Annotated in this window: 20 protein-coding genes; 6 read left to right on the top strand and 14 right to left on the bottom strand. The window is 62.0% G+C overall.

Annotated elements, in window-relative coordinates:
• Window positions 1-27 precede the first annotated feature (27 nt).
• Window positions 28-1095 carry a putative zinc-binding metallopeptidase gene (locus HJB89_RS24720; protein WP_221116895.1) on the top strand — a complete coding sequence of 356 codons (1068 nt, stop codon included), beginning with the start codon at window positions 28-30 and terminating at the stop codon, window positions 1093-1095.
• Window positions 1096-1383: 288 nt separating this feature from the next.
• Here HJB89_RS24720 and rnhA read toward each other — a convergent pair whose 3' ends face one another.
• The 5 genes from rnhA to HJB89_RS24695 form a co-directional block, all read right to left on the bottom strand.
• Complete coding sequence (gene rnhA, locus HJB89_RS24715; RefSeq protein WP_207583223.1) at window positions 1384-1839, bottom strand: ribonuclease HI; 456 nt, start codon at window positions 1837-1839, stop codon at window positions 1384-1386.
• Complete coding sequence (locus HJB89_RS24710; RefSeq protein ID WP_207583222.1) at window positions 1836-2801, bottom strand: homoserine kinase; 966 nt, start codon at window positions 2799-2801, stop codon at window positions 1836-1838. The genes rnhA and HJB89_RS24710 overlap by 4 nt, the downstream gene beginning before the upstream one ends.
• Window positions 2802-2881: 80 nt before the next feature.
• Entirely contained in the window at window positions 2882-3883 is a 1002-nt protein-coding gene (gene ispH, locus HJB89_RS24705) for a 4-hydroxy-3-methylbut-2-enyl diphosphate reductase (RefSeq protein WP_207583221.1), read from the bottom strand.
• A gap of 63 nt (window positions 3884-3946) precedes the next feature.
• A complete protein-coding gene (locus HJB89_RS24700; protein WP_207583220.1) occupies window positions 3947-4702 on the bottom strand; it encodes an SURF1 family protein in 756 nt (251 codons plus the stop codon).
• Complete coding sequence (locus tag HJB89_RS24695) at window positions 4695-5075, bottom strand: DUF983 domain-containing protein (protein WP_221150630.1); 381 nt, start codon at window positions 5073-5075, stop codon at window positions 4695-4697. The genes HJB89_RS24700 and HJB89_RS24695 overlap by 8 nt, the downstream gene beginning before the upstream one ends.
• A gap of 119 nt (window positions 5076-5194) precedes the next feature.
• Between HJB89_RS24695 and HJB89_RS24690 the strand changes: the two genes are divergently transcribed.
• Together HJB89_RS24690 and HJB89_RS24685 are read left to right on the top strand one after the other, a co-directional pair.
• On the top strand, window positions 5195-5836 hold the full coding sequence (locus HJB89_RS24690) for a chloramphenicol phosphotransferase CPT family protein (protein ID WP_207583218.1): 642 nt from the start codon (window positions 5195-5197) through the stop codon (window positions 5834-5836).
• Window positions 5836-6276, top strand: a complete 441-nt coding sequence (locus HJB89_RS24685; RefSeq protein ID WP_221116893.1) for a GNAT family N-acetyltransferase — start codon at window positions 5836-5838, stop codon at window positions 6274-6276. Before HJB89_RS24690 ends, HJB89_RS24685 begins: the two co-directional genes overlap by 1 nt.
• A 31-nt stretch (window positions 6277-6307) precedes the next feature.
• On the opposite strand, the gene plsY is transcribed toward HJB89_RS24685, so the two are convergent.
• The 7 genes from plsY to coxB all read right to left on the bottom strand — a co-directional run bounded on the left by plsY (window position 6308) and on the right by coxB (window position 12413).
• Window positions 6308-6985 (bottom strand): glycerol-3-phosphate 1-O-acyltransferase PlsY, encoded by a 678-nt coding sequence (gene plsY, locus HJB89_RS24680; protein ID WP_207583216.1) that lies wholly within the window; start codon window positions 6983-6985, stop codon window positions 6308-6310.
• Window positions 6986-7103: 118 nt separating this feature from the next.
• Window positions 7104-7982: a cytochrome c oxidase subunit 3 gene (locus tag HJB89_RS24675; protein WP_207583215.1), complete on the bottom strand. Its 879-nt coding sequence runs from the start codon at window positions 7980-7982 to the stop codon at window positions 7104-7106.
• Between the two features lie 60 nt (window positions 7983-8042).
• On the bottom strand, window positions 8043-8651 hold the full coding sequence (locus HJB89_RS24670) for a cytochrome c oxidase assembly protein (RefSeq protein ID WP_207583214.1): 609 nt from the start codon (window positions 8649-8651) through the stop codon (window positions 8043-8045).
• Window positions 8648-8788 (bottom strand): hypothetical protein, encoded by a 141-nt coding sequence (locus tag HJB89_RS24665; protein ID WP_207583213.1) that lies wholly within the window; start codon window positions 8786-8788, stop codon window positions 8648-8650. Before HJB89_RS24665 ends, HJB89_RS24670 begins: the two co-directional genes overlap by 4 nt.
• Window positions 8788-9738 carry a heme o synthase gene (locus HJB89_RS24660; RefSeq protein ID WP_207583212.1) on the bottom strand — a complete coding sequence of 317 codons (951 nt, stop codon included), beginning with the start codon at window positions 9736-9738 and terminating at the stop codon, window positions 8788-8790. The genes HJB89_RS24665 and HJB89_RS24660 overlap by 1 nt, the downstream gene beginning before the upstream one ends.
• 66 nt (window positions 9739-9804) lie before the next feature.
• A complete protein-coding gene (ctaD, locus tag HJB89_RS24655; protein WP_207583211.1) occupies window positions 9805-11511 on the bottom strand; it encodes a cytochrome c oxidase subunit I in 1707 nt (568 codons plus the stop codon).
• 17 nt (window positions 11512-11528) lie between these two features.
• On the bottom strand, window positions 11529-12413 hold the full coding sequence (gene coxB / locus HJB89_RS24650; protein WP_207583210.1) for a cytochrome c oxidase subunit II: 885 nt from the start codon (window positions 12411-12413) through the stop codon (window positions 11529-11531).
• A gap of 317 nt (window positions 12414-12730) precedes the next feature.
• Between coxB and HJB89_RS24645 the strand changes: the two genes are divergently transcribed.
• From HJB89_RS24645 to HJB89_RS24635, 3 genes are all read left to right on the top strand, one after another.
• Window positions 12731-13396, top strand: coding sequence for an invasion associated locus B family protein (locus HJB89_RS24645; protein ID WP_207583209.1), 666 nt, complete (start codon window positions 12731-12733; stop codon window positions 13394-13396).
• A 399-nt stretch (window positions 13397-13795) separates the two neighbouring features.
• Window positions 13796-15211, top strand: coding sequence for a metalloprotease TldD (tldD, locus tag HJB89_RS24640; RefSeq protein ID WP_221150629.1), 1416 nt, complete (start codon window positions 13796-13798; stop codon window positions 15209-15211).
• 17 nt (window positions 15212-15228) lie between these two features.
• Entirely contained in the window at window positions 15229-15720 is a 492-nt protein-coding gene (locus HJB89_RS24635) for a GNAT family N-acetyltransferase (RefSeq protein WP_221141044.1), read from the top strand.
• 19 nt (window positions 15721-15739) lie between these two features.
• Here HJB89_RS24635 and HJB89_RS24630 read toward each other — a convergent pair whose 3' ends face one another.
• Both HJB89_RS24630 and HJB89_RS24625 read right to left on the bottom strand, forming a co-directional pair.
• Window positions 15740-16057: a pyrophosphatase gene (locus HJB89_RS24630; protein ID WP_207583206.1), complete on the bottom strand. Its 318-nt coding sequence runs from the start codon at window positions 16055-16057 to the stop codon at window positions 15740-15742.
• A gap of 83 nt (window positions 16058-16140) precedes the next feature.
• Entirely contained in the window at window positions 16141-17424 is a 1284-nt protein-coding gene (locus HJB89_RS24625; protein WP_221150628.1) for a D-alanyl-D-alanine carboxypeptidase family protein, read from the bottom strand.
• Between the last annotated feature and the right edge of the window lie 213 nt (window positions 17425-17637).

The raw sequence follows: 17637 nt of genomic DNA, 5'->3' as shown, positions 1-17637 counted from the left end.
CACACTCAGGCTGTGCAGAGATATACGATGAAGCTTTTCGCCTGCGACAATTGCGATCAGGTCGTCCACTTCGACAACCGCCAATGCGTCCGTTGCAACCATCGCCTCGGCTTCCTGCCCGGCGATCTCGCCATGCATGCGCTGGAGCCGCGCGACGAAACGCTTTGGCAGCTCGTTTCGGACCCCGACCGTGAAGTCCGCTTCTGCGCCAATGCCGGCCTCGATATCTGCAACTGGCTGGTGGATGGCGATGGCGAAAGCGAATTCTGCGTTGCCTGCCGCCATAACCGGCTGGTTCCGAACACCGATACCCAAAACGGAATCGATCGCTGGCGGCGCATCAGCCAGGCGCAGCGTCATCTGTTTTATTCGCTGTTGCGCTGGAGGCTGCCGCATCCCGATCGGGCGCAAGATCCGAAAGGTGGCCTGGTGTTCGATTTCCTCGAAGATTCGATCGAGAGCAACGGCTACGTCGTGCCGGCCATGACCGGCCACGAGGAAGGGCTGATCACCATCCGCGCCGCAGAGGCCGACGATGCGACGCGCGAGCAGGCGCGCAGTTCGATGAACGAACCCTATCGCACCCTGCTTGGCCATTTCCGCCATGAGACCGGCCATTTCATCTGGAACAAGCTGGTGCGCGACCGCAACGGCCAGGCGGATTTCCGCGCCGTCTTCGGCGACGAGCGGCAGGATTATGCAGCCGCGCTGCAAAACCACTATGCCGGCGGCGCGCCCTCGGGATGGCAGGACAATTTCATCAGCGCCTATGCGGCATCCCACCCCTGGGAGGATTTTGCCGAATGTTTCGCCCACTACCTCCATATCGTCGATACGCTCGAAACCGCCCGCGCCTTCGGCATCGCCATCGATCCTCGCGGCCATGAGGAAATCGCCGGCGAGGTGGATTTCCTCCCCTACCGGGCAAGGAGCGCCGAACAGCTGGTCAGCGCCTGGGTGCCGCTCAGCCTGGCGATCAACGCCATCCAGCGCAGCATGGGCCAACCGGATTCCTACCCCTTCGTGCTCTCCTCACCTGTCGTGGCCAAGCTCGAATATCTGCACCGGCTGATCCAAGGCGCGGCGGCATCGTAGCAGGCGGCGGCGCGAGAGAGCTGCTGCTTGCTTCCTCTTCTCCCCAGCGGGGGTCCGAAGGACGGGTCGAGACCTGTGGCTCGACCGCGGTCGGTGGCCCGAAGGGTCTGATGAGGGTGCACGCACGGCGTGCCCTTCATCATTGCCCTTCGCTCGCGCTCAGCGCATTCGCGCTCGCCGCTCACCCCCTCATCTGCCTGCCGGCATCTTCTCCCCGCTGGGGAGAAGGGGAATCGTGGCAGCGCCTCGAGCAGCAGGAGAAACAATCCTGCCCATTATCCGGCTTACTTAGAACGAAACCGCCTTGCCCTTCTTGAACGGCTCCATGCCCCTGCGTGCAAGTTCATCGGCGCGTTCGTTTTCCGGGTGGCCGGCGTGGCCCTTGACCCAGTGCAGCGTCACCGTGTGGCGGTTGCGGGCTTCTTCCAGCGCCTGCCAGAGCTCGGCATTCTTCACCGGCTTCTTGTCGGCGGTCTTCCAGCCGTTTTTCTTCCAGCCGAAAATCCACTTGGAGATGCCGTCCTTGACATAGGCGCTGTCGGTATAGAGATCGACCTCGCACGGGCTCTTCAATGCCTGCAACGCCGAGATTGCCGCCAGCAGTTCCATGCGGTTGTTGGTGGTATCCGCCTCGCCGCCGCACAGCTCTTTTTCGGTGTCGCCATAACGCAGCACCGCGCCCCAGCCGCCGGGGCCGGGATTGCCGGAGCATGCGCCGTCGGTGAAGATATCGACGTGTTTCATAGGCTCAATCCATATTCGGCCGGCGATTTGATCTGCCGGTGGAAGCGCAGTTTGCGGAGATATTCAAGCGGGTCCTTCTTGGTGACCATGGCGCCCTCAGGCGTCGTCAGCCAGTCATAGAGCCGCGTCAGGAAGAACCGCAGCGCCGAACCGCGCGACAGCACCGGCAAGGCGGCGATTTCGGCTTCGCTCAACGGGCGCACGCTCTGGTAACCCTCGAGCATCGCCGTGCCCTTGGTGATGTTGTAAGCGCCGTCCTTTTCGAAACACCAGGCATTCAGGCAGATCGAGACGTCATAGGCGAGCAGGTCGTTGCAGGCGAAATAGAAATCGATCAGGCCGGAGAGCCGATCGCCGAGGAAGAAGACATTGTCGGGGAAGAGGTCGGCGTGGATGACGCCAGCCGGCAGGCCCTTCGGCCAGGCGGCGGAGAGGAAATCGAGTTCGCTGCGGATCTCGTTCTGCAGGCCGGGCTCGACCTCGCCGGCGCGTGCCTCGGACTTCTCCCAGAGCGATTGCCAGCCGTCGATCGAAAGCGCGTTCGGGCGCTTCAGCGCGAAACCTTCGCCGGCGACATGCATTTCGGCCAGCGCCCGGCCGACCTCGCGGCAATGCTTGGCTTCCGGCTTTCTGAGCCACATGCCTTCGAGGAAGGAAATCAGCGCCGCCGGGCGGCCGGAAAGCGAACCGAGCAGCGCGCCATCGCGGCGCGGCAGCGGCAGCGGGCAGGACAAGCCGCGGGCGGCAAGATGCTGCATCAGGCCGAGAAAAAACGGCAGATCGGTCTTTTCCACCCGCTTCTCATAGAGCGTCAGGATCAGCGGGTCCTTGGAGGTGTGCAGCAGGAAATTGGAGTTTTCGACGCCTTCGGCGATCCCCTTGTAGGAGAGCAGCGTGCCCGCGTCATATTCCGTCAGGAACCATTTCAGATCGTCTTCGGCGATATCGGTATAGACTGCCAAGTGAGGTCTCGCCTTCATGCATTGCTGTTATTGGATCCACCGGACTGACGATCCGGGGTCGCGATAGGGTTTTAAAATGATCAGCCGTTGACGAAGGCCATGTCGGCCGCCGTCAGCTCGATGCTGCGCAATTCGCGATTGACGAGGAAATTTTCGGTCTCCCGCACCGTTTCGGCCAGCTCGACGCGGGCGTCGAAGCGGGCGCGGAACGCCTCGATGATCTCATTGACGATGACCTCGGGAGCGGAGGCGCCGGCGGAAAGGCCGAGCGTCGAAATCGTGCCGATCTCGTTCCAGTCGAGTTCGGCGGCGCGCTGCACCAGGATCGATTTCTTCGCCCCTGCCCTCAGCGCCACTTCGACGAGGCGCCTGGAATTGGAGGAATTCGGCGCGCCGACGATGATGAAGAGATCGCAGCCGGGAGCTGCCTGCTTCACCACTTCCTGGCGGTTGGTCGTCGCATAACAGATCGAGTCCGCTGCCGGCGCCGTCAGATTCGGGAAGCGCTCGTGCAGGCGGGTGATGACGCCGGCGGTATCGTCGACCGACAGCGTCGTCTGGGTGACATAGCCAAGATTGTCGGCGTCAACGGGAACATAGGCGTCGGCATCCTCGATCGTCTCGATCAGCGAAACCGAACCCTCCGGCAGCTGCCCCATCGTGCCGATCACCTCGGGGTGGCCGGCATGGCCGATGAGGACGACATGGCGGCCGAGGCGATTGTGGCGCATCGCCTGCTTGTGGACCTTGGAGACCAGCGGGCAGGTGGCGTCGAGATAGAACAGGTTGCGGCTCGCCGCATCCTCCGGCACGGATTTCGGCACGCCATGGGCTGAAAAGACCACCGGCTGGGCGCGATGCTCGGCCGGGATCTCGTCGAGCTCCTCGACGAAGACGGCGCCCTTGGCCTCCAGCCCCTCGACGACGTAGCGATTGTGGACGATCTCGTGGCGCACATAGACTGGCGCGCCATAGGATTTCAGCGCCAGCACGACGATCTGGATGGCGCGGTCGACGCCGGCGCAGAAGCCGCGCGGGCCGCAGAGCCTGATCGTCAAAGGAGGTTTCGCCGCAATATTCATGTCTGTTCCGGGTTGAGAGATTTAGGGACCTCTAGCCCAATATAAGCGAGAATTGAAGCGATACTATTGCGCAGGCTGCTTGCCGGGTTTGCGGAACCAGGAGATCCCGACCACGGTGACGAGCACGGCGGCAAGCCCGTACCAGGTGAAGGCATATTGCAGGTGGTCGTTCGGCAGAGCCACTTGGGTGACGCCGCCGATCGGCAGGCCGGCCGGATTGGGGGTGGAATCTGCATCGACGAAAAACGGAATGACGCGCGCCTTGTCCAGCCCGACGCTTTCGGCCATGACGTCGAGATCTTTCCAGTAGAAGATGTTCTTGGCGACGTCGTTGTCCGGCACCACCCAGGAGGGTTTGCCGGGAAGTTTTTCGCGGGCCAGGCCGGTGACGGTCTGCTGGTCGGTCAGCTGGCCCTGCATGCGCATTTCCGGCTCCTTGTTCTCATAGGGAACGAAGCCGCGATTGACCAAGAGCGTGCGCCCGTCGGCAAGCTCGAGGGGCGTATAGACGTAGAAGCCGGTCTGGCCGCGCCAGGTGGCGAAGAAGTGCCGCTCCTTGTTGTTGATATAGCGGCCGGTGGCGGTGACCCTGCGATATTCGATGTCGCCGCCGCTTGCTGCCATCGCCTCGATATCGGCAAGCGGAACGGGGGCAGCCAGCTGGCGCGCGGCGATATCGGCAAGCAGGCCTTCCTTCCAGTGGAGGCGTTCCACCTGCCAGGTGCCGAGCGAAATCAGGATGGCAAGGGCGATCAGTACCAGGATGCCGGTGATGACAGGCAGCCGGCGGCGCGGCATTACGTGCTCTATATCAGTCACTCAGGCGTCCTTCGCGGGCATTATGGCGGTATTGCATGGCGATCAGGATGCCCTTGAACCAGTGCAGCGTCAGCAGCGACAGGATAATCGTCAGCGGCCCGAAGAGCAGGATGTGCACCCAGATCGGCGGCCCGTAATTCACCTGCAGCCACAATACCATGCCTATGACGATGAAGCCGACGATGAGGATGACGAAAACGGCCGGGCCGTCACCGGAATCGGCGAAGGAATAATCGAGGCCGCAGGACGCGCAGCGCGGCTTGAGCCCGAGCAGACCATCGAACAGCTTGCCCTGGCCGCAGCGCGGGCAGCAGCCCTTGATGCCTGTCTTGACCGGGTCGACGGGGGGATAATGGGCGCTATCTTCGCTCATGCCATTCCTTCTCGGCAGTCCATGCTGCCTTAACTCTCCCATAAAGTATTCGCATCCCGAATGGAAATGCCTGCGCGTCCACCTGTTGGTGATTCGCGCCAAACAGAAGAAGAAAACTGATGACGAGCGATAACCATGCCGGACAGATCATTATCCTGAACGGTGCGCCGAGAAGCGGAAAATCCAGCATTGCGCGCGCAATCCAGGAGGAATTCGAGGGGCCGTGGATCAACCTCGGCGTCGACAGCTACAATACCATGACGCCGAAGCGTTTCCTGCCCGGCATCGGCCTGAGGCCCGGCGGTGAGCGGCCGGAACTCGAAGAACTGGTGCCGTTCCTCTATGCGGCCCTTTATGAGTCGATCGCCATCCACGCCGGATTGGGGCTCAATGTAGTGGCCGATCTCGGCCATCATGACAGCTACTCGCAGCCGCTCGGCATCCTCGGCGACTGTACCCGACGCCTGGAAGGCTTTTCCGTGCTGTTCGTCGGCGTGCACTGTCCGATCGAGACGATCATGCAGCGGCGGGAATTCAAACAAGAAGGCCGCGAGACACTCTATCTCCGCGCCAGCGAAGCGGTGCCGGTCCCCGAGCCGGTGCAGCGCTGGCAGGATGAAGTGCACCGGCCGGGCATCTATGACATGGAGGTCGATACGTCGGTGCTCACCGCGCTCGAATGCGCCGAGGCGATCCGCTTGCGGCTGGATCTCGGCATTCCAGTGCCTTCGGCTTTCGAGCGGATTGCTGGCGCGCGCTGATGGCTATAGAACTTCAGCAGGTGAAAGAGGCCGCGGGCTGGCAAGCCTATCATGCCATTCGGCGGCATGTATTGTTCGAACTGCGCGGCCTCGACGGTTACGATGACCAGCATCCGGATGAGCATGAGGCGCGCCATATACCGCTCCTGCTGAGGAAGGACGGCGTTGCTCTCGGCACAGTCCGCCTCGATCTGTCGGATGGTGTGACCGGTGTCGTGCGGCTTGTCGCCATCCTGCCGGAACACCAGAGACAAGGGTTCGGGCGGATTTTGATGTCCGAAGTCGAGAAACTATCGGCCAAGCACGGCCTCTGCCGCCTGGAGGTCCATGCCGCGCCGGATGCCGTGCCTTTCTACGAAAAGCTCGGCTGGGTCATGGTCGACACCGACAGAAGCAGTCCGCTCATGGTGAAGGACATTCAATCCGTTCGAGGCACCTGATCGGGCAACAGTCCAGGTCGCGGCTCTGAATTCACGCAGACGTTTTCGATTCCGGGCTGCTTTGCCCCAGGCGCGGCTCCGTCCCCGCCAGCAGTCGCTGGGTGTTGGCGCGATGGCGCGCAATCACATAAACGCCGCCTGCAATCACCAGCAAGCGATAGGGCACCGGCTGCTCCAGACTGCAGATGAGGGCGATCGCGGTCAAAGCCGCCAGCATCGAAGCAAGGGACACAATCCTGAAGACGGCGAGGACGCCGCCAAAAACCGCCACGGCGCCCAAACCCACCGGCCAGGATATTGCGAGCAATACGCCGAGCCCGGTCGCAACGGATTTTCCACCTTTGAAATTCAGCCAGATCGACCGGCTATGGCCCAGCAACACGGCCAATCCGGCCAGGCAAACAGTCCAGGCCAGCCAGGTTTCCAGATCAAGCCCTGGCGGCGTGCCGTACAGCAATCTGTGGAACCAGGGATAAAACCAGCAGGCAAAGAGGATTGCCCCCACGCCTTTCAGCACATCCACCAGGAGAACGGCCGACGCAGGCCACTTCCCCAGCGTTCGCAATACGTTGGTTGCGCCAATCGACCGAGACCCGTGCTCCCTGATATCGATGCCCCTGAGCAGTCTCCCCGCGAGATAACCTGTCGGCATGGAACCGATGAGATAAGCGATCGCCAAACCAACCACGCCAGTTATCCAGAAAACCATGGAGGCACCTCGCCGCTCGAATGTCAGGCAATCATCATTTCGTCGTTTTCGGGCGACACGCATCAAGCCATAAAAAAGGCGGGCACGAGGCCCGCCTTCTATTTGAATATCGCTGCAATCAGCCGGCTGCGACCGGTGCGCCCCAGCCGCCCCAGACGTAGATGCAGAAGAACAGGAACAGCCAGACGACGTCGACGAAGTGCCAGTACCAGGCGGCCGCCTCGAAGCCGAAATGCTGTTTCGGGGTGAAGTCGCCGCGCATCGCGCGGATCAGGCAGACAGCCAGGAAGATCGTGCCGACGAGGACGTGGAAACCGTGGAAGCCGGTCGCCATGAAGAAGGTCGCGCCGTAGATCGAATTCTTGAAGGCGAAGGGCGCGTGGGCATATTCATAGGCCTGCACGCAGGAGAACAGCACGCCGAGCAGCACCGTCAGCGTCAGGCCCTGGATCAGGCCCTTGCGGTCGTTGTGCAACAGCGCATGGTGCGCCCAGGTGACCGTCGTGCCGGAAAGCAGCAGGATGACGGTGTTGTAGATCGGCAGGTGCCAGGGATCGAGGACCTCGATGCCCTTCGGCGGCCAGGTGCCGCCGGTATAGAGCAGGCGCGCGGCCTGAATCGCTTCGTTCGGATAGAGGCTGGCGTCGAAATAGGCCCAGAACCAGGCAACGAAGAACATCACTTCGGAAGCGATGAACATGATCATGCCATAGCGCAGGTGCAGCGAGACGACGCGGGTGTGGGCGCCCTCATGGGCTTCCTTCACCGTATCGGCCCACCAGCCGTACATGACGTAGAGAACCAGCGCGAAGCCGATGTAGAAGAGCCAGGGATTGGCGAGTTCGAAGCCGGCGACCTTGAACGAGCCGCCGTTCAGGTAACGCATGTAGCAGACGCCGCCGATCGCCATGAGGAAGGCGCCGAGCGAGGCGATAATCGGCCACGGGCTCGGATCAATGATGTGATAGTCGTGATTTTTCTGATGAGCATCGGCCATGTATTATCCCCGGATGTCTTCCTTCACTCGGCTCCCGGCTTAGCCGGAAACGAGCCTTGATCAAAGTTTCTTTTCAATCTTTACCGCTCCACCCTCATTCGAAGCCAGCGGCTTCGGACCCTCTTTCGGGTAGAACGTATATGACAGCGTGACCGTACGGATGTTCTTCGATTCCACGGCCTTGACGATTTCCGGATCGATGTAGAACACCACCGGCATGTCGAGCTTCTCGCCCGGCTTCAGGTCCGTTTCCGTAAAACAGAAACATTGCACCTTGTTGAAATAGACGCCCGCCTCGCCCGGCGTGACGTTGAAAACCGCCTGGCCGCGCTGGGTTTCGTTCGAACGATTCTCGGCGGTGAAATGGACCTTTATCGTTTCGCCAATCTTCGGATTGACCTCGCGCTCGACCGGCTTGAAGTCCCATTGCAGGCCGGGCGCGACATTGGCGTCGAAGGTGACGCGCATCGTGCGGTCGAGCACGACGCTCGACACCTGGTCGACGCGCTGGGTCGTACCGTTATAACCGGTGACCTGGCAGAAGATCCGGTAGAGCGGCACGGCAGCGTAGCTCATCGCGCCCATGCCGAAAACGAAGCTCAGGCACATCATCACCACGGCGCCGTTGTTGCGGCCCGGCTTTTTCGGTGCGGCGGCGTTGTCGCTCATCCCGCCGTTCCCCCGCCGATCTTCACGATTGCCATCACGTAGAAGAGAACGACGAGGCCGGCAAGCACCAGCCCCAGGGCGATGTTGCGGTTGCGGCGCGACCTGAGTTGCTTTTCCGTGAGCTTGACCAATTCCATCAGAACCAACCTCCCGTATGCGAGACCAGCACCGACGCCAGCCGGTCGATCATCAAGGCGGAGAACACAGCGAAAAGATAAAAGATCGAGAAGCCGAAGAGCTTCTTTGCCGGGATCATCTTCAGATCGCCGTCGGGCATCCGCCAGACGGCGATGGAACAGTAGATGAAGATCGCGCCGAGGGCGGCGGCCACCAGGCCATAGCCGAGGCTGGCGAAGCCGAGGAAGGTTGGCAACACCGCGCAGACGGCGGTCAGCACTGCATAGGCGACGATCTGATGTTTGGTCACCCGCTCGCCGGCGACGTTCGGCAGCATCGGCACGCCGACGGCCTCGTAATCGCGCATCTTGAACAGCGCCAGCGCCCAGAAATGCGCCGGCGTCCACAGGAAGATGATCAGGAAAAGCACGGTGCTCTCGATCGTCACACTATCGGTCACGCAGGCCCAGCCTATCATCGGCGGAAAGGCGCCGGCAGCACCGCCGATGACGATGTTCTGCGGCGTCGAGCGCTTCAGCCACATGGTGTAGACGACGGCGTAGAAGAAGATGGTGAAGGCAAGGATGCCGGCCGAGAGCCAGTTGACGGCAAGGCCGAGGATCACCACCGAAAAGCCCGAAAGCACCAGGCCGAAGGCCAGCGCTTCCGAGGGGGCGATGCGGCCGGCCGGGATCGGACGATTGGCGGTGCGGCTCATGATGGCATCGATGTCGGCATCGTACCACATGTTCAGAGCGCCGGAGGCGCCGGCGCCGACGGCGATACAGAGAATGGCGATCAGGCCGAGGACGGGATGGATGTGGCCCGGCGCCAGCACCAGGCCGGCAAGGGCGGTGAACACCACGAGCGACATCACCCGCGGCTTCAGCAATTCGAAATAATCGCGTGCACTCGCTTCCGACAATTCGCCGTCCTTTGCAAGCGTCCCGTGATTGTCGATGACCGTCATCATTCCGTCCTGAATGTCAGAATATCAGGACGCCGTATCGAATGCGGCGTCCTGACACCCGCGCAATTACTTGATGCGCGGAAGCTGTTCCCACTGGTGATAGGGCGGCGGCGAAGGCAGCTGCCATTCGAGCGTCGTCGCACCCTCGCCCCACGGATTGTCGCCGGCGACGCGCTTCTTGGCGAAGGCTTCGAAGACGCCGAAGAGGAAGATCAGCACGCCGAAGGCCGAGATGTAGGAGCCGATGGAGGACACATAGTTCCAGCCGGCAAAGGCATCCGGATAATCGATGTAGCGGCGCGGCATGCCGGCAAGGCCGAGGAAATGCTGCGGGAAGAACACCAGGTTGACGCCGATGAACATGACCCAGAAGTGCAGCTTGCCGACCAACTCGTTGTACATGTAGCCGGTCATCTTCGGGAACCAGTAGTACCAGCCGGCGAAGATCGCGAAGACGGCGCCGAGCGACAGAACGTAGTGGAAGTGGGCCACGACGTAATAAGTGTCATGCAGCGAGCGGTCGAGACCGGCATTGGCGAGCTGGACGCCGGTAACGCCGCCGACCGTGAACAGGAAGATGAAGCCGATCGCCCAGAGCATCGGCGTGCGGAACGAGATCGAGCCGCCCCACATCGTCGCGATCCAGGAGAAGATCTTCACACCGGTGGGAACGGCGATGACCATCGTCGCGAAGACGAAGTAGCGCTGCGCGTCGAGCGACAGGCCGACCGTATACATGTGGTGGGCCCAGACGACGAAGCCGACGGCGCCGATCGCGACCATGGCGTAGGCCATGCCGAGGTAGCCGAAGATCGGCTTCTTCGAGAAGGTCGAGATGATGTGGCTGACCATGCCGAAGCCCGGCAGGATGAGGATGTAGACCTCGGGGTGACCGAAGAACCAGAACAGGTGCTGGTAGAGGATCGGGTCGCCGCCGCCTTCCGGAGAGAAGAAGGAGGTGCCGAAGTTACGGTCGGTGAGCAGCATGGTGATACCGCCTGCCAGGACCGGCAGCGACAGCAACAGCAGGAAGGCGGTGATCAGCACCGACCAGGCAAACAGCGGCATCTTGTGCAGCGTCATGCCGGGAGCGCGCATGTTGAGGATCGTGGTGATGAAGTTGATCGCACCGAGGATCGACGAGGCGCCGGCAATATGGAGCGCGAAGATCGCAAGGTCGACCGCCGGACCGGGCGTACCGGTTGTTGCCAGTGGCGGATACATCGTCCAGCCGCCGCCGGTACCGTAAGCGCCTGCCGGGCCCTCGACGAACATCGACAGCAAGAGCAGCGCGAAGGCCGGAACGATCAGCCAGAAGGAGATGTTGTTCAGACGCGGGAAGGCCATGTCGGGCGCGCCGATCATGATCGGCACCATCCAATTGGCGAAACCGCCGATCATCGCCGGCATGACCATGAAGAAGATCATGATCAGCGCGTGGGCCGTGGTGAACATGTTGAACATCTGCTTGGCGCCGTCGATGGCGGCATCGCCCTCATAGCCGTAGACCATCGAGGCCAGGCCATGGAAGATCTGGATGCCCGGCTCCTGCAGCTCCATGCGCATGGCGACGGAAAGCGCGCCGCCGATGATGCCGGCAATGATCGCGAAGATCAGATAAAGCGTGCCGATGTCCTTGTGGTTCGTCGAGAACAGCCAGCGATTGGCAAAGCTCGGCTTGTGCGCATGGTGATCACCGTGCCCATGATCGTGATCATCATGCGCGTGGTCGTGATCATGAGAATGATCGTCGTGAGCGGAAGGTCCAGCCATTGTCCCGGTCCCCTTAATTACTGTGCTTCGGCGACGTCGAGGGTCTTTGCGGGACCATCGGTTGCGGCCATGAGTGTCTTGTAGGCGCCGGGCAGGTCGCTGGCGGCTGCGGTCAGCCACTGCTTGTACTTGTCCTCGGAGACGACGCGGATGGCGATCGGCATGAACGCATGGTCCTTGCCGCAGAGCTCGGAACACTGGCCATAGAACAGGCCTTCGCGCTCGGCCTTGAACCAGGTCTCGTTCAGGCGGCCCGGCACGGCATCGATCTTGACGCCGAAGGACGGCATGGCGAAAGCGTGGATGACGTCGGTCGGGGCAGAGGTCACGAGAACGCGGACCGTCTTGTTAACCGGCAGGACCAACTCGTTATCGACGGCGAGAAGCCTGGGATAAACCGACTTGTCTTCCTTGCCGGCCGCGGCGCGGTCCTGATCCTTCAGCAGGTAGCTGTCGAAAGCGAGCGGGCTGTCGCCCGAACCTTCATATTCGTAGTTCCACTGCCACTGGGTGGCGGTTGCCTTGATCGTCACATCGGGGTTTTCGGGCAGCGTCAGCTGCGCCGTCAGCAGGTTGAACGAGGGAATCGCAAGAAGAAGCAGCACCAGGACCGGCCCCACGGTCCAGGCAATCTCGATCAGCGTGTTGTGGCTCGTCCTCGAGGGAACCGGGTTCGCGCTGGCGCGGAACTTGAAGCAGACGACGATGAGCAGGACCAGAACGAAGAGCGTGATCGGAACGATAAACCACAGGGTATATTGTTCGAACCAGTGGATCTCCCGCATGATCGGCGTTGCCGCCGGCTGCAGCGTCGCCTGCCACGGCATTGGCTGGTCGGCATATGTGCCGGAAGCAAAAAGCAGACAGACCAGCGCGGTCAGAGCTGCATAAGCCTTCTTCATCACCTTATTATCTCCCTCGAGCGCTTGACCTGCAAAATAGGACGCAGAATCCTTGCCATCTTCAGCGCTTCAAACCACAGTTTGGCATTTGCCGCAACAGGTCAGAGCAATTGTCTATGCGGCATTTTTGCTGAAAGCACAGGCAGGCCAGAACGGCAAAACATCCCAAGTTTTTCATCAGCATATGAAAAATCGGCTTTCCGGCCAACCCGCGCGCCACACATTATTTCCGAAAGGTCCAATTTCCGCCGCAGTCCCCCGGTTTTCACGGGGTGGGGCTTTTCATTTTTGGTGGGCAGCTTCAACAATAGCCGCAAATGATTCGATATCCAGAGGTTTCCATGGGTTTCCGTTCCCTCGCGCAGTCGCTTCTCGTGACCGCCAGCATCGCGGCCGCAGCGACGACGCCCGTTTTCGCACAACAGCAACCCACGCCGGCCCAGGCCAAACCGCCGGCTGCCGCCCCTGCCCCGGCTCCCGCTACGACGCCGCAGCAGCCGAGTGCGGCCAGTCCGAATATCCAGGTGACACCCGGCCAGACCCAGCCGCAGGCGCCGGGCACGGTGAAATCCAATCACGGCGCATGGTCCGTCGTCTGCGACAAGCCGGCAGGCGCCTCGACCGAACAATGCGCGCTGATGCAGAACGTCATCGCCGAGGATCGGCCGGAGGTCGGGCTTTCCGTCGTCGTGCTGAAGACGGCCGACCGCAAGTCGAAGATTCTCCGCGTGCTGGCGCCGCTCGGCGTGCTGCTGCCGAACGGCCTCGGCCTCAATGTCGACGGCAAGGATATCGGCCGTGCCTATTTCGTCCGCTGCTTCGCCGATGGCTGTTATGCCGAGGTCGTGCTCGAGGACGAACTGCTGAAAACCTTCCGCAGCGGCGCCCAGGCAACCTTCATCGTCTTCCAGACACCCGAAGAAGGCATCGGCATCCCGGTCGACCTCAAGGGCTTCGCCGAAGGCTTCGACGCCCTGCCTTGAGGGCTATGCGAGCGTAGCGCAACTACGCTCGCCCCCTCCCCCGTCGCTGTACTTGCTCCATAGGCTTATCCCACCCTCCGTCATGCTCGGGCTTGACCCGAGCATCCACGCGGCACCCTCGGTGGCGGGGATGGATCCTCGGCTCAAGGCCGAGGATGACGGAGGATAGGGTGACGTTCCAGCCAAACTTGACGCTGGCGCGGGGAAAGCCATCCGGCGGGAACGCCCCTGCAGGGCAATGCGACAAAACACTTATATCTCCTTCGCGCGCACTCCCATCTCCTGAGATGAACTTGCTCAACAAAGAAAATTCGACGGCAGGGCTTCACTCCTTATCAATTGGAGCCCTATCTAAGTGCGTAAGCGCATTTCTGAACGCATGCCCATTGGAGCCAGACCATGACCACCGATCTCCTGACGCTATTCGATGCCGACGAAGCCACGATGCGTGGTCTGGTCGCCGAGGCGCTCGCCGGCGCCGATGATGGCGAGCTGTTTATCGAGCATGCGCAGGCCGAAGCGCTGACCTTCGACAATGGCCGGCTGAAGGGCGGCAGCTTCAACACCGAGCAGGGGTTCGGCCTGCGCGCCGTTGCCGGCGAAGCGGTCGGTTTCGCGCATGCCGGCGATCTCTCGGTGGCGGCGCTGAAGCGGGCGGCGGATGCGGTCGGCGCAGTGACACGCGGCTACTCCGGCACTTACGCCGCCGCCCCCCAACGCACCAACAAGAAATTCTACGGCGACCAGAACCCGATCGGCCAGCCGAGCTTCGAGGAAAAGGTCAAGGTCCTGCAGGACATCGACGCCTATCTCAGGGGCAAGAACGACAAGGTGCGGCAGGTGACGGCCTCGGTTGCGGCGAGTTGGCAGGTGGTCGACATCCTGCGCGCCGACGGGCACCGCGTGCGCGACATCCGGCCGATGACGCGCATCAACATTTCGGTGATGGTCGGCGAAGGCGATCGGCAGGAAAGCGGCTCCTACGGCAGCGGCGGGCGCATCGGCTTCGGCGACTTCATCGCCGAGGGCAGCTGGCAATATGGCGCCGACGAGGCGCTGCGTCAGGCGCTCGTCAACCTCGAGGCGATCGATGCGCCGGCGGGTACTATGGATGTCGTTCTCGGCTCCGGCTGGCCGGGCGTGATGCTGCACGAGGCCGTCGGTCACGGGCTGGAAGGCGATTTCAACCGCAAGAGGACGTCGGCCTTTGCCGGCCTGCTCGGCCAGATGGTCGCCGCCCCCGGTGTCACCGTCGTCGACGACGGCACGATCGACAACCGCCGCGGCTCGATCACCATCGACGATGAGGGCACTCCCTCCGGCTATAATGTGCTGATCGAGAACGGCAAGCTGGTCGGCTATATGCAGGATCGCCAAAATGCTCGGCTGATGGGTATGGCGCCGACCGGCAACGGCCGCCGCCAGGGTTATGCCCATGTGCCGATGCCGCGCATGACCAACACCTATATGCTTGGCGGCGACAAGCCGCCTGAGGAAATCATCGCCTCGGTGAAGAAGGGCATCTATGCCGTTTCCTTCGGCGGCGGCCAGGTGGATATCACCTCCGGCAAGTTCGTCTTCGGCTGCACCGAGGCCTATCTGATCGAAAACGGCAAGGTCGGCGCGCCGATCAAGGGCGCGATGCTGATCGGCAACGGCCCGGATGCGATGAAGCGGGTATCGATGATCGGCAACGACATGAAGCTCGATACCGGTATCGGCAATTGCGGCAAGGGCGGCCAATGGGTTCCCGTCGGCGTCGGCCAGCCGCATCTGCGCATGGATCAGGTGACGGTCGGCGGCACTCAGACCTGAGGCGAAAGGAGCCTGTGATGGCGGAGGTCGAGATCAGGCGTTTCACGGAAGACGACGCCGATGCCGTGCTGTCGGTGATCCTGACGATCCAGCGCCAGGAGTTCGGCATCGATATATCAGCCGATGCGCAGCCGGATCTGCGGGTGATCCCGGATTTCTATCAGTCCGGCAAGGGGCAGTTCTGGGTCGCGGTCGAGGATGGCGCGATCGTCGGCACGCTCGGGCTCAAGGATATCGGCAATCATCAGGCGGCGCTGCGCAAGATGTTCGTCGCCGCCGCGGTTCGCGGTGGCGAACACGGGGTGGCGGCGCGGCTCCTCGACCGGATGTTTTCCCACGCCAGGGATGCCCGCCTCACCGAAATTTTCCTCGGCACGACTGACAAATTCGTCGCCGCCCACCGCTTCTACGAGAAGAACGGCTTTACCGAGATCGCCAAGAGCGCCCTGCCCCGCTCGTTTCCGTTGATGGCGGTGGACAGTAAGTTTTATCGACATAAGGTCGACTGACTCCAGCGGCCGGCATGCCTCAGCCCTTCAGCACCTCCGCCGGCTGAAACAGCCACTTCCGTTCAATCGCCGCGGCAAGGTCGATATCGTTGCGGCGGGCAAACAGCAGAAGGTGGCCGAGAAGGTCGGCCGTCTCGTCGGCCAGATCGCGCCGCATGTCTTCAGGCGAGCGGCCTTTCGCACGGCCGCGGCCGGTCAGCCGGTTCCATGCCTGGGTCAGCTCGCCCATTTCCTCCTGCAGTTTCAGCAGAAACCAGTCGGCGTCGCGTTCGATGCCGTTGGCGGCGACATGCGCCGAGGAAGAGATTTCGAACTGGTCGGCAAGACGACGCAACATCGGCGTTCTCCTTTTGTTTATGGAAGAGACGCTGATTCCCGATGTGTGTCCAGAGGGGATTGCCCGAGTGGGTGATTTGACGATCAGCCGTGCTCTGGCAGCAGCATGCAGTCATAGGAGCGCTGCTTCAGCGCAGCGCAGGCGGAGACCGCGGCGTCCTTGCTGGCGAAGCCGACGAAGCGGGCGCGGTAGATCTTGTTGGCGCCCTTCCCGACCGCCTCGGTATAGGGCGAGGCGGAAACGAGCGGCGCGCCGCCCTCAGACTTCGCCTGGGCGAGAAGCGCCCGGGCCGCATCGGCGCTCGGAGCGGCCGAGATCTGGATCTGCCAGTCGCCATCGCTCTTCTCTGCCGACATCTTCGGCGCCTTGCCGGCGTTCAGGATTTCGTCCATCGCGACCGGACGCTCCAGCGGCACGACGGTGTCATCGGCATAGGCCAGGCTCTTGGCTGCGAGATCGTCGGCCTGGCGTGGTGCGCTGAGCGGCACCGGAACATCGGAATCGTCGGCGGCCGACGCGACTTCGACAGGCTCGCTGGCGCCGACGCTCGCCACCAGCTTTGCACCGCCGGAAGACGAGGCACGGCCGAGATAACGATCGAGCAGACCGGCCATCTTGTCGTCGCGGCTGCGGGCGGTACGGCCGCCGAGCACGACGCCGACGACACGGCGGTTGCCGTCCCTGACGGCGCTGACGAGATTGAAGCCGGAGGCGTTGGTATACCCGGTCTTGATGCCGTCCATGCCCTGGTAGCGATACATGAGATTATTGTGGCCGCGCACGGTCCGGCCGCGGAAATTGAAGCTCGCCGTCGAAAACAGCCGGTATTCGTTCGGATAATTCTTCATCAGCGCGATGGCGAGCGTCGACATGTCACGCGCCGTGGTGACCTGACGACCGTCCGGCAGGCCTGAGGCGTTGACGAAGACGGTGCGGCTCATACCGAGCTGGCGGGCTTTGGCGGTCATCATCCCGGCAAAACCGCTTTCCGAGCCGCCGAGCTTTTCGCCCATGGCGGAGGCTGCATCATTGGCGGATTTGATGATCATGCCATAGACCGCCTCGCGCACGGTGATCGTACCACCAGCCTTGACGCCAAGCTTGGTCGGCGGCCGGGAGGCGGCGTATTTCGACATCTTGATCGGCGTATCCCAGGCGATCTTGCCGCGCTTCAGGGCTTCGAAGGTGAGATAGAGCGTCATCATCTTCGTCAGCGAGGCCGGATGGTTCAGCGTATCGGCGTTTTCGGCGGCGAGAACCTTGCCGGTGCGGGCATCGAGGACCAGCGAGGCGCTGCCGGCCAGGGCTGCAAGAGGCGCCGAAACGGCAAGCGCTACGGTCAAAACAGCCGCCAAAAGCGTTCTCATGCAGTTCCCCTTGATGCGTCGGCTCTCGAATGGATCGGCCTTTGTGCCGTAATGTGACAGAAGCCGTAAGTTTGGCGCGACTTTGAGGCAACGACTATCATTTTTCTAGTCTTTTCATCGTCTTGGTTAACAGGAAATGAGAGGCCTGTGCAAAATCGGGATTCAGCAAGCCTTAAGTCGCGCTTGCTATTTTCCCACAAATATTGGGAACGG

Origin of the sequence: Rhizobium sp. NZLR8, assembly GCF_019685025.1 — a bacterium.
In the GTDB taxonomy this organism is placed as follows: Bacteria; Pseudomonadota; Alphaproteobacteria; order Rhizobiales; family Rhizobiaceae; genus Rhizobium.
This window is presented reverse-complemented; position numbering and strand designations above follow the sequence as displayed.